This is a genomic window from Holdemania filiformis DSM 12042, assembly GCF_000157995.1.
Lineage (GTDB): Bacteria > Bacillota_I > Bacilli_A > Erysipelotrichales > Erysipelotrichaceae > Holdemania > Holdemania filiformis.
Genome location: NZ_GG657561.1, coordinates 238,541 through 265,212, shown reverse-complemented (window position 1 = coordinate 265,212; position 26,672 = coordinate 238,541). Strand labels below are relative to the sequence as shown.

Below are 26,672 nucleotides of genomic sequence, written 5' to 3'. Positions count from 1 at the left end.
CCAGGGCTTGAATGGAAAATTTTCAAGCCCTGTTTTCTCGATTTCCGCGTTTTCTGACTTTTCAGACTACCGGAAAATCTGCTGGACAAGAACCATATAGAACAACGTGCCGCAGCCGATGCTGAGCAGACTGTTGCGCTTCCAGCCATGAATAACACCGGTCACGGCCAGCGCCAAAAGCTCCGGCAGGCCGTGATTGGATCCCAGCCAGTCCGTAGAGCGCAGGCCGTACACCACCAGCATCGCCATCATCGCTAACGGCAGCACCTGCCCCAGATACGCGATGGTCTTCGGGATCGGCTGTCCTGGCCGGAACGCCGCAAACGGCAGCCAGCGCGTGAGAAACGTCACCGCCGCCATCAACAGAATCGCTAAAAACATTGATGAATTCATGCCTTCAGCCCCCTTCTTTCCAAAACCGGGCGCAGGCCGAGCAGACCTGCGGCAATCATCACCAGCGCCGGCAGAATCATCCCGTCCGCGCCGAACAGGACCAGCGCCGCGACTGCGCTGATCAAACCCACCAGCGTCGGAATCGGAGTGACCGCTGATTTCAGCTGATCCAGACAGGTGACAAAAAACAGCGCCGTCATCGCAAAATCGATCCCGGTCGTATCAAAGGGAATGACGGCCCCGGCGGCCGCCCCGATCAGCGTGCCGAGAACCCACCACAGCTGATCCAGCAGCGTAATCCAGAAATACAGGCGCTGCGGCTCCGCTTTGTTCTCCAGCTTCTTCTGACATAACAGACCATACGTTTCATCCGTCAGGCCGAAGATCAGATACAAGCGGCGCACTCCCCGTTCGCCGAACTCCCGCAGAAACGAAAAACCGTAAAACAGATGCCGCAGATTCACCGCCAGCGTCATCAGGATGACCTGCAGCGGACTGGCTGCCTGCGCGAGCAGCTGAATCCCGACAAACTGCATCGAACCGGCATACACCAGCACGCTCATCATCAGCGCCCAGCCCCAGCCGATCTGATGCTGCTGAGCGAGCAGCCCGAACGCGATGCCGACGACCAGATAGCCGGGAAACACCGCCAGCGAAGATGTCAGCGCCTCTTTTTTTGTTTGATCCATACCTTGCTTCCCCCTTATCAAACCTTAACCTTCCATCGTCTCCCTCTCCTTATCCAGATCCTAGCGGGGATACGATAGAGAAAAGCGGAAGTTCCGCATTGTCCTTCCGCTTCCTGATTCATTGTTAGCTTCTATTCCCGCCCGGGCTTTCACCGCGGCGGTCTTTTATGAACGACCTGATTGACTGTCCTTAACGGTTAGAACATCAGAATGGTATTCAGGATCATCATCAGACAGATGAAGCTGACCAGGCCGATCACCATGATTTTCTGAAATGTTTTCTTGGGTTTCGTCATGACACCCTCCTATCCGTATCGCTAGTTTACCGCAAAGAGCGGGCGCTGTCAACTAATCCGCCAGTCCCCGGGCGCCGATATCATGACGATAAAACAGCGCGTCGCAGTCGATTTTTGCGATCTCGGCATACGCCGCAGCCTGTGCTTCCTTCAGCGTCGGCCTCTGGGCGGCGACAAACAAGACGCGGCCCCCGGCGGTAACCAGCTGACCGTCCTTTTCCGCGGTTCCCATGTGGAACACCGTTGCGTTTACCGTTTCCAGATTCCGGATCGGCGCGCCTTTGGTCGAGCTTTCCGGATAGCCCTGGCTGGCCAGAACGACGCCCAGGACTGGTTCCGATGACCAATGCAGCGGCATTTCCTGATGCTTCAGCACCTGCGTGCAGATTTCATACAGGTCGTCCTGCAGCGCGATCATCAGCACTTCCGTTTCCGGATCGCCGAAGCGCACATTGTATTCGATCGTCTTCACTCCGCGCGCGGTTGCCATGCAGCCGGCGTAGAGAATTCCGGTGAACGGACAGCCTTCCGCCACCATCGCCGCAGCCATCGGCCGGACGATCTTGTCGATCGCTTCCCTCACGACTTCCCGCGACAGATGCGACACCGGCGTGTAAGCGCCCATGCCGCCGGTATTGAGGCCTTCGTCATGATCGAAAGCCCGCTTGTGATCCTGTGCGATCTCCATCGGGATCACGGTCGTCCCGTTGACAAACGCCAGCTGCGAGAACTCCTCGCCTTCTAAGTATTCCTCAATGACCACCGAAGATCCAGCCTGATCGAACAGACCCCCGCACATCATTTCTTTCAGCGCAGACTGGGCCTGTTCCTGCGTCTGGGCAATGATGACGCCCTTGCCCGCGGCCAAGCCATCCGCCTTTAAAACGACCGGAACCGGCTGCTTCTCTAAATACGCTTTCGCTTCTTCATAATCGGAAAAGCTGGCATACGCCGCGGTCGGGATGTTGTATTTATGCATCATCGCTTTGGAAAACACCTTGCTGCCTTCCAGCCGAGCCGCCGCCTTGCTCGGTCCAAACACAGCCAGCCCCGCGGCCGCAAACGCGTCCTGAATTCCTTCGCAGAGCGGAACTTCCGGTCCGACGAACGTCAGGTCGATCGCCTTTTCTTTAACAAACGCGATCAGCTTGTCAAATTCCAGCACACCGATGGCTACGCATTCGGCTACCGCCGCCATGCCGGGATTTCCCGGTGCCGCATAGACTTTTTCCACCTGCGGACTCTGCGCGAATTTCCAGGCCAGCGCATGTTCGCGCCCGCCGCCGCCAATCACCAATACTTTTGCCATAGCTTCTTTATTCCTCCACCAGCGTTTTTAACGTTTCCGGATACAGGACATGCTCGATCGCATGCACCTGCGCTTCAATTTCTTCCTTGCTCCACTGCGGCTGCACCGCGAAGGCGCGCTGAGCGATGATCCGGCCTCCGTCCATTGACGCGTCGACATAATGGATCGTCACGCCCATCACCTTAACGCCGTATTCAATCGCCTGCCCGATCGCGTCCTTGCCTTTAAACGCCGGCAAGAGCGAAGGGTGGATATTCACAATCCGCTGATCATACGCTTCCAGCATCACCGGCGACAACAGCCGCATATACCCGGCCAGCGCGATCCACTCCACACCGTGAGCCTGACAGCGGGCGATGATCTCACGTTCGTAATCCGGCTTGGACGGATAGTCCTTCGGATTAAACGCAAACACGTCAATGCCGCGCTTCTGCGCCTTTTCAATGACCGGTGCGCCTGGCTTATCGACGACGACCAACGTGATTTCCGCGTTCAGCTGACCGGCTTCGATCGCGTCGGCGATCGCTTCAAAGTTCGTGCCGGTGCCGGAAGCGAAGACGGCGATGCGCTTCATTGAATGTCAATCCCTTCTTGATCGGTCACCACCCCGATGACCGTGGCCTTTTCACCCTGAGCTTTTAAGATTTCCAGCGTCGCGTCCGCATCCGCCGGATCGACGACCAGAATCATGCCGATCCCCATGTTGAAGACGTTGTACATCTCTTTTTCTTCCATGCCGGAAAGCTGCTGCAGAACATGGAAGATCGGCAGCACTTCCCATGTGCCGAGATGAATCTCAATGCCTAAGCCCGGGTTCAGACAGCGCGGCATGTTCTCGTAAAATCCGCCGCCGGTGATGTGCGCGACGCCGTGGACATCAACCTGCTTCAGCACCTCCAGCACCGGACGGACATAAATCCGTGTCGGCGTCAGCAGCGTATTTCCCAGGGAGTCCTGCAATTCGTCAAACTTCGTGTTCAAATCAAGGTGGTTATCTTTCAGAACGATCTTGCGGACTAACGAGAAGCCGTTGGAGTGCACGCCGCTGGAAGCCAGACCGATCACCACATCGCCCGCTTTGGTTTTCTCTCCGGTGATCATCTTGGATTTTTCCACCGCGCCAACCGTAAAGCCCGCGATATCGTAATCGTCTTCATCATACATATCCGGCATCTCCGCCGTTTCCCCGCCGACTAACGCGCAGTTGGCCAGCACGCAGCCCTCGGCCACGCCCTTGACGATCTGCTCGATTTTCTCCGGATGGTTTTTACCCACCGCGATGTAATCGAGGAAGAATAACGGTTCGGCGCCCTGCGCGATGATGTCGTTGACGCACATCGCGACGACGTCCTGTCCGACCGTGTCGTGTTTATCCATCATAAAGGCCAGCTTCAGCTTGGTGCCGACGCCGTCGGTACCGCTGACCAGCACCGGTTCCTTCATGTTCAGTGCGCTTAAATCAAACATGCCGCCGAAGCTGCCGATGCCGCCCATCATGCCGAAGCGGCGGGTTTTCTCAATGTGTTTCTTAATCAGCCGTACCGATTCATACCCCGCTTCCAGGGATACCCCGGCCTTTTCGTACTGTGTGCTCATGCTTTTCCTCCCTTGCCCCGGATGTAATTTACCCCGTTGGCGAAAATATTCTGTTTCTTTTCTCCGTCAATATTTTTAAAGACATCCGTGAAGTAACGCTCGGAATGACCCATTTTTCCCAATACCTTGCCATCCGGGGAAACCAGGCCCTCGATCGCCCAGTCGGAACCGTTGAGGTTGGCTGTCGGATCCATCGTCGGCGTGCCGGTTTCATCGCAATACTGGAACGCAACCTGGCCGTTGGCAAACAGCTGCTCGATCATCGCCTCGTCCGCGACCAGCCGGCCCTCGCCGTGGCTCACCGGAATTGAATAGACTTCGCCGCATTCCAGGCCCTGCAGCCATGGGGAGCAGGTGCTGGCGACGCGGGTTCTGACGACGCTGGAGATATGCCGGTTGATGTGGTTGCGGGTCAGCGTCGGACTGGTTTCGTCCAGCGTGCGGATTTCGCCATACGGCAGCAGTCCGGATTTGATCAGCGCCTGGAAGCCGTTGCAGATGCCCAAGATCAGACCATCCCGGTCCAGCAGGCGGGTCACCGCCGCTTTGATCTTTTCATTCTGCAGAATGTTGACGATGAACTTCGCCGAACCGTCCGGTTCGTCGCCGGCAGAGAAACCGCCCGGAATCGCCAGGATGTGACTGTTGTCCAGCAGCGCGGCCATCTGATCGATGGAATCGAAGATCGCCTGTTCGTTCTGGTTGCGGAACACGAAGATCGTAACCTTCGCGCCTTCTTCCTCAAACGCCCGGCGGGTGTCGTATTCGCAGTTGCTGCCCGGGAAAACCGGAATCAGGACGCGGACCTCCGCGCTGGACTGACGGCAAAGGTAATCTTGCTTACGCTTTTGATCGCGGATCGGCAGCGTCTGTGCTTCGCCCTTGCTGTAAACCGGATAGAGCGACCCGAGCGTCCCCATCCAGGCGGCCAGCACTTCGTCCTGGCTCAGCTTCAGTTCATTGATGCGGTATTGCGGTCCGGCCTTCACTTCACCGATCACCGCCGCGTGCTCATCCGCAAACTGCGGCGTGACTTCCGCGACGATCAATCCCGGCTGCAGCTGCAGAAGCTCCTGACCGCCCTCGATGGCAAAGCCCAGGCGGTTGCCGAAGCTCATCTTGAACAAGGCTGCCAGCGCGCCGCCTTCTTCCCCGACATAGGCGGAAACGATCGTGCCCTGACGGATCCCTTCGCTGACCGCCGCAAACATCGTCTTATAGCTGGACAGCTCCGGCAGTCCCTCCTCGCTGATCTGTGGTTTGAAGACAACCAGGCGGTTGCCCGGGGTTTTCAGCTGCGGGGTAATGATATTGTTTGTCTTCGCATCGCTGCAGGCAAAGGAAATCAACGTCGGCACGACGTGCTTGTCGTTAAACGTGCCGGACATGCTGTCCTTGCCGCCGATCGCGGCCTTCTGGAAATAGTCCTGCACCTGCATCGCGCCTAACAGCGCTTCAGTCACCTTACCCCAGCGCTGCGGATCCTGATTCAGCCGTTCAAAATATTCCTGGAACGAGAAATGGATTCGTTCCCAATCGCCGCCGCAGGCCACCGTTTTGGCCATGGATTCCAGCACGCTGTCCATCGCTCCGACATAGGTCGAGTATTCCATGATTCGCGGATTGAAACCGTAGGTCAGCACGCTGCAGGTCGTCGTCTTGCCGTCCAGAACCGGCAGCTTCTGAACAGACGCCTGAGCCGGCGTCAGCTGCGTCTTGCCGCCGTAAGGCATTAAGACCGTCGTCGAGCCGATCGACGCGTCAAACATTTCGCCCAAGCCCTTCTGGCAGCAGACGTTCGGTTCCGCCATCGTTGCCAGGATCGCCTCTTTGGTTAACGGCTTATCGCAGCCAAACGGATTGGCGCCTTCCAGCGTGGCAATCTCCACGTTGGCTTCCTGACGCACGCCGCTGGTGTCGATAAACCGGCGCGCCAGATCGACGACCGTCTGATCGTTCATTTTCATGACCAAGCGGGCGGTATCGGTGACTTCCGCCACACGGTAAGCTTCGAGATTTTCTTCCGCGGCCAGCTGAATGAACTTCGCTTCATCCGCCGCCCGGACGACAACGGCCATTCGTTCCTGACTTTCGCTGATCGCGATTTCCGTCGCATTTAGGCCGGCGTATTTCGTGCGGACCTGATCGAGATGGATTTCCAATCCGTCAGCCAGTTCGCCGATCGCGACACAGACGCCGCCAGCACCGAAATCGTTGCATTTTTTGATCAGACGGGTGCACTGCGGATTGCGGAACAGCCGCTGAATCTTGCGTTCTTCCGGAGCGTTGCCCTTCTGAACTTCGCTGGCGCAGACTTCTAAGGATTTTAAATTGTGTTCCTTCGAGGACCCGGTCGCCCCGCCAATGCCGTCGCGGCCGGTCTTGCCGCCTAACAGAATGACGACGTCGCCTGCTTCCGGAGACTGGCGCACGACGTTTTCCGCCTTCGCCGCCCCGACGACCGCGCCGACTTCCATGTGCTTGGCAACGTAGCTCGGATGGATGATTTCGCGGACATGCGTCGTCGGCAGACCGATCTGGTTGCCGTACGAAGAATTGCCGTGTGTCGCTTTCTTGGAGATCACTTTCTGCGGCAGCTTGCCCGGGATCGTGTCTTCCAGTTTCTCTAAAATATTGCCGCAGCCGCTGACGCGCATCGCCTGATAGACGTAGCTGCGTCCGCTTAACGGATCGCGGATCGCCCCGCCGATGCAGGTGGAAGCACCGCCGAACGGTTCGATCTCAGTCGGGTGGTTATGCGTTTCATTTTTGAACATCAGCAGCCATTTTTCAGTCTGGCCGTCATGATCGACGTCGATAAAAACACTGCAGGCATTGATTTCCTCGCTGACCTCAACCTCCGGCGATTTTCCCTGACGGCGCAGGTCGCGCGCGTTGATCGTCGCCATGTCCATTAACGTCTGCGGCTTCTCATCCCGGTTGCACCCGTGCCGCAGCTGCAGATAGCGGTCATAGGCCTGCTGGATCTGCTCGCCAAAGCGGTCGGTCGTGATCGTTACGTTCTTTAAGCAGGTTTCAAACGTCGTATGCCGGCAATGATCGGACCAATAGGTATCGAGCACGCGGATTTCCGTTTCCGTCGGATTGCGCTTTTCTTCTTCGCGGAAATAGCGCTGGACCAAGGCCAGGTCAGCTTCGCTCATCGCTAAGCCATGTTCTTTCACAAACGCCTGAATCTGTGCGGCGTTCATCTCAATGAAATGCGGGAATTGTTCCAGCGGTTTGACGTCGACATTCTGATCGACCGCCAGGCGGGACAGATCCTTGACACGGGATTCGATCGGGTTGATGACGTAGGCTTCGATTTTCTTCAGCATTTCGCCGTCGACCTCCCCTTCCAGCATCATCAGCTTTCCGGTCGTAATCCGGCAGGCGGAAGCGGGATTGAGCAGCTTGACGCACTGCATCGCGCTGTCGGCGCGCTGATCATATTGACCCGGCAGAGTTTCCCAGACGACAACCGTCTTGCCCTGGCAATCCAGTGTTTCGTAAAGCGTGTCGGTCATGACCTCGGTAAAGACGGTTTTCTTAGCCTTTTCATAATCTTCGCTGTCAATATCGAAGATATCGTAAATATTGAACAGCCGCAGACCTTCGGCGCTCAGCTGCAGATTTTCCTTTAATTCGTTATACAGATCCTGGGCCTCCGTGCGGAAGCGGTCTTTCTTTTCTACAAAGATACGCTTGTTTATCAAACTCATGGTCTTCTCCATTTCTAGAATTTCATATTTTCTAAGACGTTTTTCTTCATGTCCGCTTTGTGCGCTTCGATCTTCTTGTGCATTTCCGGATCAAACGCCCCCAGCATCGTCGCCGCCAGCACAGCCGCGTTTTTGCATCCGGCCTTGCCGATCGCAACCGTCGCTACCGGAACCCCGGCCGGCATCTGAACGATGGAAAGCAGGCTGTCCAGACCATCGAGCGTGCTGGTCTTCATCGGGATGCCGATTACCGGCAATGTCGAGCAGCCGGCGATCACACCCGCCAGGTGCGCCGCGCCTCCGGCCGCCGCGATGATCACCTTTAACCCGCGGTCATACGCCGTTTTTGCGTATTCGATCGTTTCATCCGGTGTGCGGTGCGCGCTCAGCACGATCTTTTCATACGGAATACCGAAGGATTCCAGTGTTTCACAGGTGAATGAAACGTTTCCCTCATAATCGCTCATTGAACCCATGACGATCCCAACTACTGCTTTTTCTTCCATTTTCATACTCCTCCTTGAATTTAGAAATAGAAAAAGACATCAGAGAACCTCCAATGTCTACAAAACAAAAACAAAAAAGCCTTCGTTTTGTAGTCTTGCCGTTTACGGCAGCAAGGTAGAAACTTGTGAGCCTTATTCCCACGATTATACAAAATCACCAAGACGTCAAAAAGAAAACACAGGTGCAAAACACCCATGCTTAATTTTGATTTTTATGAAAAGTATCCTCCATGGAAATGCTCATCTTTGTCATTGCTCACCAGTCACCTTTCACGCGGATATAATACCATAAACGCGCAGGCAAAAAAAGGCTTTTTCTTCGGTTTTGTTGAGATTTTACCTAAAATCAGGGCAAGCTTCAGGCCGCTGCTGCCTCAGCGTCGGCAAAGCCGCCTCGATCTTCCCGCTTTGCCGCGTCATCGAAAGAAGCATACTGGATCTTAAGCCACCGTGTGTCGGCGACGGATATGGCTGCTTCTGCCGCAGAGTTCGCTGCCCTATAATATAAGGATAGAAAATCAAAGCTGAAAAGCTCAGATGACAGCGCCGCAATCCCCACAGAAAAAAAGAAGCGAGAGCCTTAACGCTCCAGCTTCATCCGGCGGTATTTTTTGCCGATCGCCACTTTTAAACGATTGGCGACCTCGTCCTTCTGTTCTTTCTTAAAGTCAAACGTCAGCTGCGTCAACGAGGTTTTGCCCTTCTTGTCCACTTCCTTGACCGTCATCACAACCTTGCATTTATTCTTGACTTCCTTCACATCATACTCAGTAATCGCGTCAAATGGCACCGCGCTGCCCATATACATGAAGCCGTCGCTGCCTAAACCGTCGCTGATCAGCGCAAACATGATAATGACCACCGCCATCAGGACCGAGCGCAGAACCGTCATCGGGCTGAAGTCCATCGCCAGAAACGGCAGAAAGCAAAGTGAAGCAGCGATCAGGATCATTATCCGCGACGCCGTCCAGAAGCAGCAGTAAATCTGAATCGCTTTCTTCTGCCGCAGCAGAATCCGGATCAGCCAGACGCAGGCTCCGGCAAAAAAGAGGAGTAAAATAAGATTAAAAATTTCCATAGAGTTCCTTCCTTGTGTTGTAATTTTATTGGATGGCCGCGGTTTATTAAAGCAGCTCGATTCCGTTATCGTGGCACAGCTTGCGCATGATCGGCGGCCACAGCGAAGCCTGGACTTCACCGATGTGCGCCTTATGCAAAAGGAGCATACAGATTCGGCTCTGACCGATGCCGCCGCCCATCGTTAACGGCAGATCCCCCGCCAATAACGCGCGGTGAAACGGCAGCACTGAACGTTCCGGACAGCCGGCCTTGTTCAGCTGATCGATCATGCTGGCCTCATCGACACGGATGCCCATCGATGAGATTTCCATCGCCCGATTCAAAACGGCGTCCCAGATCAGCAAGTCGCCGTTGAGCTTCCAGTCGTCATAGTCCGGCGCCCGGCCGTCATGCGGCTGACCGTTGCTCAGCTGACCGCCGATCTGTTCAATAAAGACCGTACCGTATTCCTTCGTGACCGCGTCTTCCCGCTGCTTCGCCGTCAACGACGGATAGTGGTCCAGCAGTTCCTGCGCGGTAATAAACTTGACTTTTTCTTCAATGATCGGCGTGATCTGCGGCACATTGGCGCACAGCACCTCGTCGGTTTCCTTTAAGCTGCGCACGATCAGGCGCACGGTTTCTTCCAGCTGCTCCAGCGTCCGCTGAGGCCGCAGGATGATTTTTTCCCAATCCCACTGGTCGACGTAAATCGAGTGCAGATTGTCCAGATCTTCGTCGCGGCGGATCGCGTTCATATCGGTATATAAACCCTCGCCGGGACCAAAGTCATATTGTTTAAGCGCCAGCCGTTTCCACTTCGCCAGCGAATGAACGATTTCCGCTTCCGTCTGCGTTTCCTTGACGTCAAAGTGAACCGGGCGCTCCACGCCGTTGAGGTTGTCGTTAAGACCGCTGGCGGCTTCGACAAACAGTGGAGCGCTGACGCGGATCAGGCGCAGGTTGTCCGCCAGCTTGCGTTCAAAGGTATCCTTGACGAATTTGATCGCCATCTGGGTTTCTTTCTGGTTAAGCAGCGAGCGGTAATGCTCAGGCAGTATGCAGTGTTCGATCGACATGGTATCCCCCATTTCAAAACTGTCTTTTATTATACCAGCATCCTCGTCATAACAAAAGTAAAAGACAGGAATTTCTCCTGCCCTTAATCAATCTTTTGAACGATTTCCAGCGAAACGCTGACGCGCCTCGGCTGACCGCAAAGCTCCAGTTCCAGCACAGCTCTCCGCTTATGCCGGTCGATCTTCACGATCTGCGACTCGAAGCCTTGCAGCGGACCTTCGGTTATGATGACCTGATTGCCCTGAATCAGACCGGTGGAGTGTTCCAGCACCTTATTTTTGCCCAGCAGCCGCTCGAGATAGTCCTTCTCCTCGCTGCGCAGCGCCGGGGTTCCTTCTTTATCAAATTTCAACAGCTTGACGATTCCCGTTTTCTGCATCCGCAGTTCCTTAATCTGCTCGTCCATCGCCGCTTGTTCCAGCTCGCTTTCAATGAACAAATAACCGGGAAACATAATCTTCTCAACGAGTTCGGAGATTCCCTGTTTTCTGAAGACGACCTTCATCTTCGGAATGAAGGCGTTCAGTCCCTGGCTGAGAAAAAAATCGCGGATTTTTTCTTCCATGCCGCCGCGGACAAACAATACATACCAGTTCATTCGATCTCCCCTTTCGACAAGAATCTTTTAAAGGATACAAAGTTCACCCGGAAATGTCAAGAAACAAACCCTATTGTTTCTACTTTCACAAAGTGTTTCTGGGAAAGAAAGACTTCGCTATAGCTTTTAAAGAATGATTCTCAACGGCTTTGGCAGACTTCTATTTCCTTTTTTAAAGTGTCGGATTCAAAAAGAAAGGCGGCCGAATTCGACCGCCTGAAGAGTATTGAATTAATAACCGAGATCTTCGTTGATCAACAAGACATGAATGCGTCCTGGAACATGGCTGCGCTGCAGCGTGACTGCGGCGGAACAAATCCGGGTCGGTAATTGGCAATCGGCGCAATAGCCGATCTTTGTGCACGGGTTATCCTTATTTAAACGGACACAGTTCGCCGGAGCCGCAAGGGTCTTCACACGATCCTGAGCTGCCTGCAGATCCTTGACGAGCTTGTTGGAGCCGGCGATGACCAAAACGTGTTCCGGTCCATAAATCATGGCAGCAACACGGTTTCCATTGCCGTCCACATTGTATAATTCACCGGTCATCGTAACGGCGTTGGTACTGGTCAGAAAATAATCGCAGGACAGCGCCGCGTGATAAATCTCGTGCGGATGATCGCTGTGATAACGATCCAGATAGTGTATGTCCTGATTGTTTTCAAGAAAATCAATAATGCCAGTTTCAAATAACGTCATGGACCCGCCGACGCTGACCGATACCTGATCTTTCAGCAGTCCCTTCAAATATTCAAGGCATTCTTTTTGTGTCGGAAACAGATCGACTTGAAACTGATGGTCTTCGAGTTTTTTCTTCGCCTGCAGCATCTGCGTCCACCGCAGCGTTTGCGTATGCTTATCCATTATCACTCCACCCTTTCCCGCAATGATTCTTTCAGCACTTCTATTTTAGCACCACTCAGGCCGATCTGTCTTAAATATTTTTCAGCCGACCCATACGTTTTCCGCAAGTGGTCCAACGTGCGGATCATATTGGATTTTGGCGATCCCAAAACGGCGTCAGGATCCTGAATTCCCATCTTTTTCAGCATTGCCAGCTGATCCTTCAAATGTGGATTCAGATACAAGGCGGTTGCCGCGTAATCCTCGACGATCAGGTCTTCGTCAGCCCCGGCCAAGTCCAGCAACAGCATTGCCGTTACGCCCGTGCGGTCCTTTCCTGCGGTGCAATGGAACAGGACGCACCCTGCGGTGTCTGCCATCGCTTCAAATACTCTTTTTATCGTATTCTGACTGTGATCCAGCAGGCCGATATAAACCTGGCCCATATCAGAGGGAAAACCCGATGCGCTCATCCCGGAATTCACCTGATCCAACAGCGGAAAGCTCAGATGCTCTACGCCCAACTTCGGATCCGGCGCTTGTTCCTGTTCAAACTCAGAGCGTAAATCAATGACTAACGATAATCCTTTTTCCTTTAAAATCTGCCGGTCTTCCAGCGTTAAACCGCATAAAGAGTCACTGCGAAGAAAACGATCTCTCTTTGTCTGTCCACCATCCTTAAGTGGATAGCCGCCTAACTCGCGGGTGTTGTGCGTTCCTTGCAGGATCGGTTTATTTACCATATTGCCATCCCTTTCTGTATCTAGGGAATATTGTAACGTAATCGAAGAGTTATTACTATTAAAAAAGATTTTGAAGAAGATTTGTTATTTTATATAAACTAACGATATATACTTTCATTAATCAATGTCGTACTCATTCTGAATTGTAATTTTTTATGCTTAACGAGATTAAACGTCTTTCATCATAACCTCACTAAATTGAAGCAATAAGGTTGCAACGAATACGACGATACGGCCAGTACTAACAACAATAATTTTCATATAATACTCCTCGACTCTTAAGTTATTTCTGTAAAAAACTTATCTTCAAGCATCAGACATAGACAGTGATAAATAGGCAGATGAAGTTCCTGAATCATATAAGTTTCAATCTGTGGAACTCGGATACAAACATCACTCATATCTATCAGTTTGCTTTCTTTTGCGCCTGTTAAACCAATAACTTTCAAGCCTTTAGCGTGTGCTGTTGTTGCTGCATACAGAACATTCTTACTATTACCACTCGTGGAGATACCAAGGAAAACATCTCCAACTTTGCCATATCCATTTACTTGCTGTGCAAAGCAAAGCAACGGCTCACAATCATTCATGTAAGCTGTTGACAACGCTGGATGACCATCCAGTGCAATTGCGGGTAGAGCTCCCTGTAGGTTTTCAGCCAAGACAGTGCCTAGTTCCTGATTTTCTGCAACAAGTTTCTCTGCAAAATTAATTTTCAACTTTCGTGGCATTTTAAAACCTTTCATCAGTTCGCCAACGATATGCTCTGCATCTGCAGCGGATCCACCATTGCCAGCCACAAGCAATTTGCCGTGATTTTCATAACATTCTTCTAACAGGAGATATGCACCAATGATATCATCTTTTACAATTTTCAGAGATGGATATCGTTCTAACAACAGTTCAATATGTTTCAACAATCGTTTTTCCAGTTCAAGCATTTTAATAATCCCCCTCTTATATCAGATGCTGATCTACAAAGTCTTTAAGTGAAGAAACCGTTACTGTCTGACCATAGGGCTCACTTCCAATCAAAGCAGTTCGGCAACCAGCATTTAGTCCCGCTATAATGTCATTTTTACTATCGCCAACCATCCAAGATCGCGATAAGTCAATGTTGAAATCCTTTGCAGCTTTTAGCAGCATTCCTGGCTTTGGCTTGCGACAATCACAATCAAACTTCAACTCTGGACGTTCCCCCACATATCCTTTATGCGGATAATGAGGACAAAAGTAAATAGCATCCAAATATGCACCTTCTTTACCTAGAAGAGTCTCCATTTTGCTGTGTATATCTTCTAATTCCTTAAAAGATACTTCTCCTCGCGCAATTACAGGTTGATTGGTGACGACAATAGCCAAATAGCCTAATGTGTTGATTTTTTTGATTGCATTCGCTACATCGTCTATTAACTCAAAATTATCGATATTTCGAAGAAAACCTACATATTTATTGATGGTTCCATCACGATCAAGGAATACCGCCTTCTGCATATTTTTTAAATTTTTTGCTAAAATACGTCCTGTTTTGAAATCATCACAGATTAAATAATAGCGATCCGGTGTTCCCATATCCTTAACATATTCAGGGCTGTTATAACAGAACATCTTTCCTGTACCTGCAAGTGGCTTTAGTAGTTGGCGATCCAAATCAACTTTGTAGTTTTTTCCATTATCAGTCATTGCTCCAACATCGTCTCCAATAATTCCACACTGTTCCAAAACACTCGGATTAATGACATGAAGCCCTGCATTGACACGATTATGATAGTATTTTGGACGATTATCCTCCTTTGCCAACCATTTCTCAACCATATTGTTTTCGTCAGCAACAATTAGTCCGCTATCATAAGGATGACTATTAGGATGTGTAAAGAGAGTAACTAGCCCACCATGCTTCTTGTGAAAATCTACAAAGCGATTAAAATCAACACTAAATATAGAATCTGCATTTAGCAAAAGGAAATCTGAATCCAACTTGTTCTTGATTTTAAAAAGTGCACCGGCATTACCTAGTGGTCTTTCCTCAAAGTAGTACTCAATATGAACTCCAAAGGGTTTTCCTGTTGCGGGAGAAATGACTGAACCATCCCCAAAATAGTTCATAATGATGTTGCCAAGGTGAGAAATAGTCAAAATAATATCCGTAAATCCTTGATCCCTCAGGCATTCCAGCGCATGTTCCAGAACTGGTTTCCCTTCTATTTTTATCATTGGTTTTGGTATATCACTAGCGACAGAAGAAATACGTGTTCCTTTGCCACCTGCCATTATTACTGTTTTCATCTTAGCTTTTCCTCACTCAGTTTTTTTAATATCTCTTTTTCATAAAAATATAGCCCTCAAGCAGGCTAAGTCTTCTTTGTTGTAATATTAATATTTGTTTGATTCGCATTGATTTCTTTCTCGCATAAGTCACGAAAGAAACTTGAAAAGGGTTCGTAAAAGTATTATAACTTAGCATCCCCAACAAATTTAAACAACTTACGGACACTTCTGTTACACACTCACATCTGAAACTGGAATTACGGACTTTTGAAACATAAAATTAGACTCTTAGTTTTTGCTTTGAATCATATTCAAAAAGTGAGTCATATGCATCCGTTGCGACAATCCATTATTTTTAATCAAAACAAAATAACTAGTTCTCAAGAAATATCTATACGGCAATTAGCTTACAATTCAAAAATTTCAAATAAGTCCGTATATGATCGATGTTTTCCTTGGCTTAAAAACTCTACGCTAAAACAATTGGAACGCTCTTTTTATGCAAAGATTTGCACAGGATAAACCCATCACAAAAAGTTATCCTGAAACGACTTATATACGAAAATAATATGAAATTTCTTTTACTTTGTAAATTTCATTAATACATATTATAACTTCAAGCATCAAATCCTGAATTTCACTTAATTCTATTACTTAATGCGTTTCCTAAGTACTCTGCGCTTCTATTTCAAGGTTTTCGTGTCTCTTTCAGATCTTCTCTCTAATATGCTTTATTTAGACAATACAGCCTCTAATTGAGCAAATGCTTCAGATGAGGATGCAATAAGGTCTTCCCTATGTATCGCAATTTTTCTCTTAACATCACTTATGTTAAAATTAAGCATGTTAACTTTTTTTATTATTTCTTCCGAGGAGATATCAAAACTTCGCCCAAAATATTCACTTTGATATGTATTCCAAACCAATGTATAAATTTCCAGTCCACATTTTTCTGCCAATATAAATGTTTTGTGACCATAAGCAATAGGAATAGCTGGAACATCATTTAAAATTGATAAAACAAGCGAGTGAAAACGCATGCATATCGCAAATTTATACTTATTCCAGCTTCTTACAGCTTTGGCCGCTTCTTTGTAGTATATTGGTCTTCCCCCCTCCATTTTGAGGGTGGATAATATAGCATCAATCATTTTATCATCTGCTTCTTTCGTAAACGCTATTAGGTCAACAAGAAAACCTTTTTTAATGAGTTCATTCACTACGCTACTCCATTTTTCAACAGCATTTTTAAATGCTTCATTGTTATCATTTTGAAGGTTTGCTACCGATATCACTACTCTGTTTCTTTCATTACATTTGTTTTCTTGAGCCGCCTCAGAAGCGAAAACGCAATCAGCCATCGAATGAATTGTCTCTGATTCAGGTAATCCAAGCCGTTCTAGAACTTTCTCACTTCTAGGAATAAAGAGATCAGCAGTTCTCGCCATTCTACGCCATAAGAATGCGCTTAGATCACTCATTTTTTCCGAAATACCAATGCCGAAAAAGATTACCTTTCGTCCCATCAAAATCCACAGTTTTGTTATTATATAATAGAGTAACACTTTAAATTTATTATCAAAGGGGAACAATCCTCCTGGCCCAATGATCACTACATCATGTTGAAATGCCCCTAATGCAAATACTCTGTAATTTCGTGTCACTTGATTTACATTTGGCAATGCATATGGAACTTTCATAGGAATTGTGATATCTCCATTCAGATGATTTATCATCGTTTCAAGAAGAAGGTCATCACCAAGATTTTCAAATCCATACCACCCCCAGAGCATAATCCCGCCCTTGCTCGCCGTGGTTACCCCAGATCGCTTATCCCTCATCTGTCGACTTATCCTATTTTTTCTCATTTTCACACCCTCTTATTTTGTTATTTTTTCATCTTTTCTATGATTGCTTTTTTTATCATTGGATCTTGCATAGCAAACGTTGCATTCCATACAAGCACAGCACACGTACTTAAAATAAGTACAACAAAAGAATATTGCCATCCAATTACATCAACAACAATTCTAATAACTCCCACCGGAAGCCACAAAAGTACATAATTTTTTACTGGAACAATATTTTTTTTGAATCTCTTACAAACAGAATAATATTTCATTCCCCCCTCTATAATCGCCTGAATACATAAGCCATACACTGCAAATAATGATTCTTTACGAAAGAAAAACCATACTGTTATCATTGCACCGATAGATATCCACTGATTTCGGTTGCAAATCCTCTCTCCGCCCGTCATTTGCAATATGCCTGTTACCGGCCCTATACCTGCCACTAGGAGCAGACTGCATGCGGCTATAGTAAAAACAGACGAATACTGAATTAAATCTGGACTAAACATTTTTAAAATAAGGTTAGGAAACCCAATCAAAACACAGCCAATAGTTCCAATAAAAACCATCTGGATACGTACAATCATCAAATAGGATTGTTCCAATTTTTCTTGCTGTCCAGTTTTGTACAATCTAGAGAATTCCGGCAAGAATACCTTTGTTGTTGGTCCTGAAATGAAATTTATGAAACGCTTAACAATAGAAATAATCCCTGTAAAACCAGCAGTGAAAGCACCACCAACAAAATACTGCAAAATTGTCGGCGAATAGCTAATGAGACTATTAGCGACGTCTGAAATTTGATATTCCATTAATTTTTTTAATGATACATCTACTTCATCTCTACCCAATTGCAACTTTTTCTTGTAAGGTGTGAACCACAAAAGCATCGTAATAAACTGCAAACCATAAAGCATTAAAAGTATCATTCCAGATGCCATATTTAACTTCATAACTGCAAGCATCCCGATTAATAAAACAATCCTTCCTAACAAATATTCTCCTACCAATGCTGGAAGTTGTTTTCCCCTTGAGAAGAACACACTACTTGTATCAAAAGCAAAATAATAAATATAAAGAATAATCCCCGCTAGTATACCATATGGGTTTTTCATCAGCGCATATATCGTAACAATTGCGACAATAATGGGAGTGACAAAATACAATCTATATTTCTTTTTAAACTTTGACAAGTTTATAGATGGCGTTGACAGATAAAATGTATTTAGTTTTATGCTCCCTGAAAATAGTATGAAATATGCTCCTTCAATCAAACTAACAAAAAATGTATACTCTCCAAATTCTCTCACACCCACTCCATTTGTTATGAGCATTTGAATAGCAATTTCCACTATTGCGGAAATTGCCTTAATTCCAACGCTTAATATCATTGCAAATACAATATTCACTATACACCTCTGCGATCTTTTCGCTAATCAATATTACAATCTTTTAATTTACATTTTCATTTAAACTATGGAAGATTCTTAGAGTTAAGAGCTTCTCCAGTGTGAATTTCCTCGCATTCAATTCGCACTAATCATTAAAATCTTTTGACTCTTAATATATGACTGTCTATGCCTGAAAATAAAAACCAATCAATATTCTGTTATCTAAATTATCAAAAAAAACTTAAGATGCCCATTGGCTGATAATAACAAAAGAATAACCACAGTTCATTTTTATTTACTATAAAAACTTCATCAAACAGATTTTGATAAGACCAAGAAATTCCAGTTAGTAGGTTTATTCAATACAACTAAACAGCTCCTCACGCAAGAAAAATCGCATACCTATACATCCACTTCTTGGAATTTCATTTCTTTGAAATTATGTATTTTAATATTCTATCCGATCAGCATTTAGCCAGTAAGATATACGATACTTTTATTAAAGTATTCTCAATCTCTTCGTCTTTCATGACAACAGAGTTATATATTTTCTAACAGCAATGCTTAAACCTAATATTCCTTGCAGAACCTATTGTTTCTTTTTAAGAATATTAACTATTCTGTCTGAACTATCACCAATGACTACTACTCCATAATCAGCCCCTATTTAGTATAGTGACTACACTTTTGACGAATTCGCCGATTATTATAACTGGTACTATACTACTAATTTCCCATCCCGCTCTCCTTATTCCAAATTTTGTTCCATCGTATCGTTCTTTAAAAGCTTAAGAACCAATGCAAATATAATCATTTCAGAAATTCCGCAAACAGCTGACCAACGATAATAATTCACAAATAAAAAGCTTAATTGAAATAAATGCATTATTCTTCTAATCCAAGCACTGCTTTTACATGAATATGTAATTCGCTTCCACAGTGCTATACTTATAATTATCAAAATAAATAATCCAGAAATGCCTAAGCACATAAACACATTCGCATACAGATTATGAAATAATGCACCACTATCACTTAGATAATGATTTCTATTCCACATACCAAGATTGAATTGTCTATATAGTGCCTCCTGCATTTCTGGATAGCTTCCACCTTGTCCGCCTAATCCAATTCCGAACACTGCTGCAAAAAATGACGCATTTTTCATAAATTCTATTACAGCAGCATTTTCAAAAGTCCGTATCCCAACAGAAGATTTCAGTCTCAATATGTCTTGGACTTTCTCAAAAATTTCAGGCACAGCAACAGTACTAGCAAAAATCATTATTACTAACAGAACAATTGTGAGTATCCGATTTTTTTGTGAGATTCGTCCAACTTTTCCATTTGTAAAGTAATCATAGAAAATCAATGCCATTGATGCAGCAAATTCGATAGTATATCCTCTTGTACCTGAGAGGACAATCCACACTAGCATAATTAAACTAACAGACATAAACCACTTTGTTCTTTTGCTATTCTCTCTATTTTTCAAATAGTAATATACCGATATCGGTAAAATTACCGTTGAAATATTTCCTGTAATTGGTTGTGCATTTGACACTAAACGAACCAGTCCATTTGCGTCTACAATTGTACTAGTCATCATCAAATAAAATCCTAATAAAGTTTCTGTGATTACTGACATCTTTATGATTTTTTTATAATTTTCTTTTTCAAAGACTATATCAGAATCATATACTATAAAGAACACGATAAATTGCCATATTTTTGCAATGAATGTAACAAGTGTTCCTATTGTATTTTGAACTATTAATCCATACATCAAATATAAGCCAAAGTATAGTATAATCATTCCCGTAAAAAAAGATATTTTTCTTATATGTTTTATAAAAGGAAATAATGAAACGACAAAATATATCGGAAGCAAAACATCCAATTCACCTACAATTGCCAATCCAATAAGATAAATAATCAAAAATATTATCTGTTGTTCAAGCCATTTTTTTTTAAGCTTAAATAATGAAATTATATATGCCAAAATAGAAATAATACTTATAATAGTCACCATACATAAACCTCCAGTGAATGGATTCGCGCGAACTGAGCCTTATTTTATTGAATATCAATACAGTTTATTTCAGTTTCAGTATATTCCACCTAATGCTAGAGACACCCAAGCATAACTATACTTTTGCTATTTAGGTTTATTCTGTATTTTAATAGTTCTGGAATCCAAACTATTAAATATAATCAAATATTGTCATTCTTTTTTTATCGCAGAAAAAACATTATATTTGATGAAAAAGAGCAATATCTCGAAAACAAATATTCAATATCTTACCAGCTCTTTTTGAATACTATATTTCTTTTGGTGCACACTAAAAACATTGTTGTAATTAAAAAGCACAATAAGAAATACATCAATAATAAAATTTTCATACCTCGATATGTTTTCCTCAAATCTTAATTTCTAGTATCATGCAAAAAAGTATTAGAACACGCTCTATTTTTGCTGGCTTCATTTTTGTAATAATTCAATACAATGGTTTTATAATAAATAAAAAAGGCATGAAATAGATATTTAAAAAATTCACATCAAAAATCTTGTTAACTTGAGATTTCAACGTATTCATGCCCAAGCTAGTATACCAGAACACCTAATTACATTTCACGTACTATTCCTTTACTTTAAGAAATTTCCAAGGATTATATGCGTAAGATGTTAGAACTCCATATTGATAATTGTCGAAACCTAAAATATATTGAATTATATCAACTAACCACTTACTGCTCTTTAGCTCACAAATCCGTAAATTTATATTATAACTTATCCAATACACTAATTTTTATTAAATTCCAGACATTAGTAACATATAACTTTTAAAATCATAAAACTCACTTATAATACATTCTTTATAATCTTCAAATTTTAATAAAAATATCATTACTAATATATCGACTTTTCCGTTGTGAATAGTCTAATTTTTTCTATAAAGCTAAACACAAGCACAGTTATATCGCTTTTAACAAAAGTTATACCACTCACTATTTTAACATTGCTTCTAAAACTTATTAAATATAATTTTATTCTAAAATTCCACGGTCACAAATAGGTTCTTAATCGATTTTGGGCAAAGGAAAATGGTCAGACAGGATAAAGCTTTAGTTAGCGTTTTATTCTACATGCTTCTTTGTATAGATATTCTATATCTACCCTAAACCGAGTAAGAACCCGAAAATAACAAGGTTCTCTTTAAATAGACTTTTTTCATTAGAAAATAAGCCTTTTTATATCTGCCTCGAACAATCAGTTAAATCATTTAACTAGGCCTTTTCAATATTAACCTTCTGAATATCAAATGAAAAGCGCGTAAACCCCATAAAGAACATCATCAAGATTTTTGTTATACTGCATTCTACTCATTATTATTAATATCCTTTCGGTTCATATATTTCGGGTGTATAGTAAATCACCTTTGTACCGTCATTTTCAAACTCAAATGGAATGTGCATTAAATCTCGCATTGCCAAGCGCACAGAGTCCTGATAATCAGGCTGTACATAAAAAACAAGAAATCCACCGCCACCAGCCCCCAGCAACTTCCCTCCCAACGCACCGGCACCTATCCCCTTATCGTACAGTTCATCAATACTGCTATTAGACACTGCAGAACCAATCTGTCGCTTCAACTTCCAAGTGTAATCAAGCATTCGTCCGAAATCATCAAGATCTGCATTTACATCTGTCAAAACACGTTCAGCTTCATCAACTAACGTCAGCATTTCTTTTAACTGTACAGTTTTATCCAACGCTCCTAGCGCATTTACCTTCTGAACATCAGATGAAAAGCGGGTAAACCCAGTAAAAAACATCATCAAATTATTATTAAGCTGCCTTTTACGCTCTGGAGAAATGATGACTGGCAGTACCTCATAACCATTAGCACTAAAGTTAATGCGATTGAATCCGCCAAAAGAGGCTGCAATCTGATCCTGCCAACCACCAGCTTCCTGACAAAGATTTCGTTCGAGATAAATTGCTTCATCGGCCAGCTTTTTTTTATCTGCATATTTTCCTTTTAAGGCATAGAATGCATTCAGCATTCCAACTGCAAAAGAGCTAGAAGTTCCCAAACCCGAACGCGCTGGAAGATCTGCTTCATATGTAAGACGAATTTCATGCATATCAAGCAATTTCATAGCATTACGAATAGCGGGATGTTGTATATCGTCAATATCAGTCACTCGCTCTGTCTTCGAGTAGGAAAGTTCTGTAGAGTAGTTAAAAAAATGTGGCAAATGACGAACATTGACATAACAATACTTATCGAATGTTGTTGATAGAACTGCTCCACCATATTCTTTAAAAAAACTTTCCATATCAGTACCACCGCCAAAAAAAGACATGCGGAAAGGTGTTTTTGTAATAATCACTTACTTTTCCTCCAACAATTTAACAAATCTTTCTACAGCACCAGGTGTTGCATACTTTTTGCTACCATACTGATAAGCATATCGACTCATCGCATTATACTCATCTATATTCAGATTCATAGCTTTTTTCAGAATATCTGCAAACTTTTTATTATCGCCTGCTCTCACGAGATATCCACTCTTATGATTATCAACTTGTTCAGAAATTGCACCAACGACAAAAGCAATTACAGGACGACTATATTTATAAGCATCGATAATAATCCCTGACTGCGAAGCTGAATTGTATGGCACAATTACCCAGTCACAATTAATAAATGCTTTTCGCATTTCTTCATCAGTGACATAATCATTGTTTAGCTTCACATTCATTTCTTTGGCAAGCTGATCCACAACATCTTGCATCTGTGGATCAACCCGTCCAATCACATTGAATTGAATTTCTGGACACAGCCTGACTATTTCTAACAAGTTGTCAACACCCTTGTATGGATTGATTCTCCCAAAGAATAAAACACGACCGCTATGTACAGGAGCTATATATTCAGGATATCGACGCCATAATTCCAAATATTTTACACGATCAGGACTGATATCATATCTGTCAATCATAGTTTGAATGTATTTCTTATTCCGTAGAACAATCGTATCTGCAAACTTGACCACTGCCTTGTTCATCAGATTAATCATCTTAACTTGACTGTCCCCTTCGTGTGGAATAACCTCATGGATCACCTGAAAAATCTTAACTTTGCCGGACATCATCATAATAGGTAGATTCCACGTATGTAAACTTTCAAAATAGATTGCATCAAAACGTTCTTTCTGAATATGACGAACTATTGAAAACAACATTAGGAGATCGAAAGTTTTTTTAGTTATACCAGGACGATCTGGACAATCAACCAGCCATGTATGATCCGACATCTGAAGTTCGACCTTTGGAGTTTTAATACAAAGCAAATAAGCGTCCCACGTACTCTGCTTTTTCATTTCTTCATACATTCCAAATAATGTATCTTGATGATCCGCATTATCTGAAAATGTCACAAGAAGCACTTTCTTCATTTCTAATTCCTCTCCTACTAAAAACCATTTATATTCTACCCAAGGAGTCCGATCCGTTCTTTTTCTTAAATTAAAAAAACTTCTCCACCAAGTTTAGAAAAAAATTATAATATTAGTGTTTTTCTCGAGATGATAATCCTCAGCTTTATATTCAATATACATTAGATAAAAGTTATCATATCCTTATCACAATTATCTCCAAAACAGGGCTACAACTCCAAATGGTATGCCTATCGAAGACCTACATTCATTTCTAGCTACACTTAAAGCCAATATCTATCCTCTATACTATTAGATAAAAGGAAGATTATTTACCTATTTCAGATATACTTTGTGTTGCTGTTATTTGCCCTTCTGAAACCCCTTCTGTACTCTCAGGAATAAATAAAATTTTAACTGTCGCCAATATTAATTTTATGTCTTTAATAATACTAGGATGAGCAATATAAAGAAGATCCATCATTAGCTTGTCTTTAGGCGAAGTATTATACTTTCCATATACTTGAGCATAACCGGTTAATCCAGCCTTCACCTGCAATCGTAAAGCAAAATCAGGATTTTCCTTACAATACTGTTCCGCAATCTCTGGTCTTTCCGGTCGAGGTCCACAAAGTGTAAGAGTTCCTTGTAATATATTGAACAATTGTGGTAACTCATCAATTCTGCATTTTCTAATTATTCTTCCTACCTTAGTAACACGATTATCTTTATCTCCAGTTGATAATCTGGCGATTCCATCTTTTTCAGCATCCACCCGCATACTTCTAAACTTTAATATGGAAAATACCTTTGCATCTTTTGTTAGCCGTGTTTGTTTATAAAAAATAGGTCCTCCATCAGTAAACTTAATTGCTATAGCTGTTCCAAGCATGATTGGACTTGTTAATACGATTCCTATTACAGATAATAAAATATCCATGACACGTTTTACTATCAAATACTCCACTGATGGTTTATATCTTCCTACTCGAAACATTGCTGAATGAAACATTGGAAATGAAGCAGCTCCACACATGATTACATCTTCCGTAAAAGGCATGACATAAACATTAATTCCTTTAGAAACACAATATTTCAAAATTTTATTCCGCGCTGGCTCTTGTATTTCATCTAAAAAAACAACCTGAATTCCTGATAATGCAGCTAAATCTTGAATACATTCACTCACATTAATTACACGTTTCACATCATACCTTTTACTTAATCCATAATCATGAATTAAATTTCCTACTTTATTGCATTGCTGATAAATAATTGCAGTTGTCTTAGGTGGAAAGGTACGAAAATACCATTGATGCACAAAATAAGCCCATAAAATAGCCATTAATACTTGCTCAATAAACATAACGATCATTGGCAAAATATTATATAATTGATTAGATATCAACAATATAATGATAAACATAATAAAGTCGCAGAACAGAATCGTTATAATTTGACTATATACAAGTTCTGATATTCTCTGCGTGGAAATAGTAAAACTATCGTAAACTTTTCCTAAAATGACAAAGAGAATGGTAAAAATTAATATTATCAAAAGCAGATTTTTTATGTAGTATTTTGATGTTATTCCGTCTGCATAATATGCGAGCCAATTTATAACAAAAGGAATTGTAACCATAACAACATTCATGATTTTGACAAATTGAAGTAATAAATCTTGTTTAAACTTAGCCATAACCTTCCCTCCAAATTCTATTTACTTACCCCTTGAAACTCAACAATATTCGTGATATTCATTTCCAAAATAAAAAAGATTTTTTCTTAATCTTTTTATATTCTGAATTTCTTAATTTTTGATTATTAATCACAGCTTTCGGGTTTTCCTTAAATAAGAGTCTCGCTTTTTCTTCTCCTAATTCATTGGTAATCAATTGTATTGCACTCTTTAGCATCAAATTTCTATGTTGATTATGAGCGTCACTAGCAATAAAACTAATGAAACCATGTTCAATCATCGGAATAAGAGTTTTGTTTGTCTCTTTCTTGAATAAACTATTTTGATTTGCTTGTAAAAGATAGCCCTCATTCAGCCATCGAAGACAAAAGTTCGGGTTATCCTGAACATAACTGTACCGTTCTGGATGCGCGATAATGATTCGATATCTTAGTGCCAGCTCATAAAGAATTTCATCATATTCATCTTTGTAGTCTTGGAATGGAAACTCGACTAGGATAGTTTCTGATTCCGCAAGTGTTAAGACTTCACCCTTTTCTAACAGTTCTGGTAAGTCTGGATGAATATAGAGCTCATTCCCTAAATGAAGCTTAATCGGCCCTTTGTAAACTTGTTTTAGTTCATTGAATCGTTGTACAAGCTCAGGTGCTTTCATCCGGAATTCTCCATTTTTCATGAAATGTGGTGTTGTAATCAGTTCTGTGATGCCGTCCTGTTCAGCTTGCTTTAACAAAGAGAGCGATTCTTCCAAACTTTGACTTCCATCATCCACTCCTGGTATCAAGTGACTATGAATATCGATCATTTCTTTTTATCACTCTTTTTCGTAATGGATGAAATGATTGAATTCTTCTTTTTCTTCTGTGTTATCTTTTTTTGAGTATCACTATATCGATAGCCATAGCTGTTATAGTATTTTCGCTGAACAGGCATCATGGTCATGACGATTCCAATAACATTCACTTGTGTCTGTTCTAACTGATCCTTGACTCGAAGCAATTCTTTCCGGTCATTCCGATTTGAGGCGCAGACTAAAATCGTTCCATCACAATACGAAGCTGCCACGATTCCATCGGTCACCAATCCAACCGGAGGGCAATCCAAAAGAATTAAGTCGTATTCTTTCTTTCTCTCCTCAATAAATTCTTTTAGCGCATTCGACTGGATAAATTCGGAAGCGAA

At 43.7% G+C, this 26,672-nt stretch carries 23 protein-coding genes and 1 riboswitch; of the genes, 1 reads left to right on the top strand and 22 read right to left on the bottom strand.

What is annotated here, in order from left to right; translation table 11 throughout:
• Positions 1-66: 66 nt before the first annotated feature.
• The 7 genes from HOLDEFILI_RS13890 to purE form a co-directional block, all read right to left on the bottom strand.
• Positions 67-393, bottom strand: a complete 327-nt coding sequence (locus tag HOLDEFILI_RS13890) for a branched-chain amino acid transporter permease (protein ID WP_006060431.1) — start codon at positions 391-393, stop codon at positions 67-69.
• Positions 390-1,082: an AzlC family ABC transporter permease gene (locus tag HOLDEFILI_RS13885; protein ID WP_006060430.1), complete on the bottom strand. Its 693-nt coding sequence runs from the start codon at positions 1,080-1,082 to the stop codon at positions 390-392. Before HOLDEFILI_RS13885 ends, HOLDEFILI_RS13890 begins: the two co-directional genes overlap by 4 nt.
• Before the next feature lie 348 nt (positions 1,083-1,430).
• Entirely contained in the window at positions 1,431-2,687 is a 1,257-nt protein-coding gene (gene purD, locus HOLDEFILI_RS13880) for a phosphoribosylamine--glycine ligase (RefSeq protein WP_006060428.1), read from the bottom strand.
• Between the two features lie 7 nt (positions 2,688-2,694).
• A complete protein-coding gene (gene purN, locus HOLDEFILI_RS13875) occupies positions 2,695-3,261 on the bottom strand; it encodes a phosphoribosylglycinamide formyltransferase (protein WP_006060427.1) in 567 nt (188 codons plus the stop codon).
• Positions 3,258-4,283, bottom strand: coding sequence for a phosphoribosylformylglycinamidine cyclo-ligase (purM, locus tag HOLDEFILI_RS13870; protein WP_006060426.1), 1,026 nt, complete (start codon positions 4,281-4,283; stop codon positions 3,258-3,260). Before purM ends, purN begins: the two co-directional genes overlap by 4 nt.
• The gene (locus HOLDEFILI_RS13865) at positions 4,280-8,005 is read right to left on the bottom strand and encodes a phosphoribosylformylglycinamidine synthase (RefSeq protein WP_244264335.1); all 3,726 of its coding nucleotides are present in this window, start codon (positions 8,003-8,005) and stop codon (positions 4,280-4,282) included. The genes purM and HOLDEFILI_RS13865 overlap by 4 nt, the downstream gene beginning before the upstream one ends.
• A gap of 14 nt (positions 8,006-8,019) precedes the next feature.
• Positions 8,020-8,517, bottom strand: coding sequence for a 5-(carboxyamino)imidazole ribonucleotide mutase (gene purE, locus HOLDEFILI_RS13860; RefSeq protein WP_006060424.1), 498 nt, complete (start codon positions 8,515-8,517; stop codon positions 8,020-8,022).
• Positions 8,518-8,581: 64 nt separating this feature from the next.
• Positions 8,582-8,683, bottom strand: a riboswitch (purine riboswitch).
• 23 nt (positions 8,684-8,706) lie between these two features.
• Between purE and HOLDEFILI_RS19380 the strand changes: the two genes are divergently transcribed.
• Entirely contained in the window at positions 8,707-8,955 is a 249-nt protein-coding gene (locus tag HOLDEFILI_RS19380; protein ID WP_156788952.1) for a hypothetical protein, read from the top strand.
• A 136-nt stretch (positions 8,956-9,091) separates the two neighbouring features.
• On the opposite strand, the gene HOLDEFILI_RS13850 is transcribed toward HOLDEFILI_RS19380, so the two are convergent.
• The 15 genes from HOLDEFILI_RS13850 to HOLDEFILI_RS19895 form a co-directional block, all read right to left on the bottom strand.
• Positions 9,092-9,589: a hypothetical protein gene (locus tag HOLDEFILI_RS13850; RefSeq protein ID WP_006060422.1), complete on the bottom strand. Its 498-nt coding sequence runs from the start codon at positions 9,587-9,589 to the stop codon at positions 9,092-9,094.
• Positions 9,590-9,635: 46 nt separating this feature from the next.
• Positions 9,636-10,649, bottom strand: coding sequence for an aspartate--ammonia ligase (asnA, locus tag HOLDEFILI_RS13845; protein ID WP_039865067.1), 1,014 nt, complete (start codon positions 10,647-10,649; stop codon positions 9,636-9,638).
• Positions 10,650-10,732: 83 nt separating this feature from the next.
• Positions 10,733-11,248, bottom strand: a complete 516-nt coding sequence (gene loaP / locus HOLDEFILI_RS13840; protein WP_006060420.1) for an antiterminator LoaP — start codon at positions 11,246-11,248, stop codon at positions 10,733-10,735.
• 231 nt (positions 11,249-11,479) lie between these two features.
• Positions 11,480-12,112, bottom strand: coding sequence for a lactate utilization protein (locus tag HOLDEFILI_RS13835; RefSeq protein ID WP_006060419.1), 633 nt, complete (start codon positions 12,110-12,112; stop codon positions 11,480-11,482).
• Between the two features lie 2 nt (positions 12,113-12,114).
• Positions 12,115-12,834 carry a tyrosine-protein phosphatase gene (locus tag HOLDEFILI_RS13830; RefSeq protein ID WP_006060418.1) on the bottom strand — a complete coding sequence of 240 codons (720 nt, stop codon included), beginning with the start codon at positions 12,832-12,834 and terminating at the stop codon, positions 12,115-12,117.
• 278 nt (positions 12,835-13,112) lie between these two features.
• Complete coding sequence (locus HOLDEFILI_RS13825) at positions 13,113-13,775, bottom strand: D-sedoheptulose-7-phosphate isomerase (RefSeq protein ID WP_006060417.1); 663 nt, start codon at positions 13,773-13,775, stop codon at positions 13,113-13,115.
• Between the two features lie 16 nt (positions 13,776-13,791).
• Positions 13,792-15,120 carry a D-glycero-beta-D-manno-heptose 1,7-bisphosphate 7-phosphatase gene (gene gmhB, locus HOLDEFILI_RS13820; protein WP_006060416.1) on the bottom strand — a complete coding sequence of 443 codons (1,329 nt, stop codon included), beginning with the start codon at positions 15,118-15,120 and terminating at the stop codon, positions 13,792-13,794.
• Positions 15,121-15,833: 713 nt separating this feature from the next.
• Positions 15,834-16,970 (bottom strand): polysaccharide pyruvyl transferase family protein, encoded by a 1,137-nt coding sequence (locus tag HOLDEFILI_RS13815; RefSeq protein ID WP_006060415.1) that lies wholly within the window; start codon positions 16,968-16,970, stop codon positions 15,834-15,836.
• 20 nt (positions 16,971-16,990) lie between these two features.
• Complete coding sequence (locus HOLDEFILI_RS13810; RefSeq protein ID WP_039865066.1) at positions 16,991-18,364, bottom strand: lipopolysaccharide biosynthesis protein; 1,374 nt, start codon at positions 18,362-18,364, stop codon at positions 16,991-16,993.
• 730 nt (positions 18,365-19,094) lie between these two features.
• Entirely contained in the window at positions 19,095-20,378 is a 1,284-nt protein-coding gene (locus HOLDEFILI_RS13805) for an O-antigen ligase family protein (RefSeq protein WP_006060413.1), read from the bottom strand.
• Positions 20,379-21,739: 1,361 nt separating this feature from the next.
• Positions 21,740-22,744: a GHMP family kinase ATP-binding protein gene (locus HOLDEFILI_RS13800; protein WP_039865065.1), complete on the bottom strand. Its 1,005-nt coding sequence runs from the start codon at positions 22,742-22,744 to the stop codon at positions 21,740-21,742.
• Positions 22,745-23,812 carry a glycosyltransferase family 4 protein gene (locus tag HOLDEFILI_RS13795; RefSeq protein ID WP_006060410.1) on the bottom strand — a complete coding sequence of 356 codons (1,068 nt, stop codon included), beginning with the start codon at positions 23,810-23,812 and terminating at the stop codon, positions 22,745-22,747.
• A gap of 307 nt (positions 23,813-24,119) precedes the next feature.
• Positions 24,120-25,490 carry a sugar transferase gene (locus HOLDEFILI_RS13790; protein ID WP_006060409.1) on the bottom strand — a complete coding sequence of 457 codons (1,371 nt, stop codon included), beginning with the start codon at positions 25,488-25,490 and terminating at the stop codon, positions 24,120-24,122.
• Between the two features lie 58 nt (positions 25,491-25,548).
• The gene (locus HOLDEFILI_RS13785) at positions 25,549-26,295 is read right to left on the bottom strand and encodes a tyrosine-protein phosphatase (RefSeq protein ID WP_006060408.1); all 747 of its coding nucleotides are present in this window, start codon (positions 26,293-26,295) and stop codon (positions 25,549-25,551) included.
• The coding region (locus HOLDEFILI_RS19895) for a tyrosine-protein kinase family protein (RefSeq protein ID WP_006060407.1) at positions 26,292-26,672 on the bottom strand (381 nt) is incomplete at its 5' end. The genes HOLDEFILI_RS13785 and HOLDEFILI_RS19895, both read right to left, overlap by 4 nt.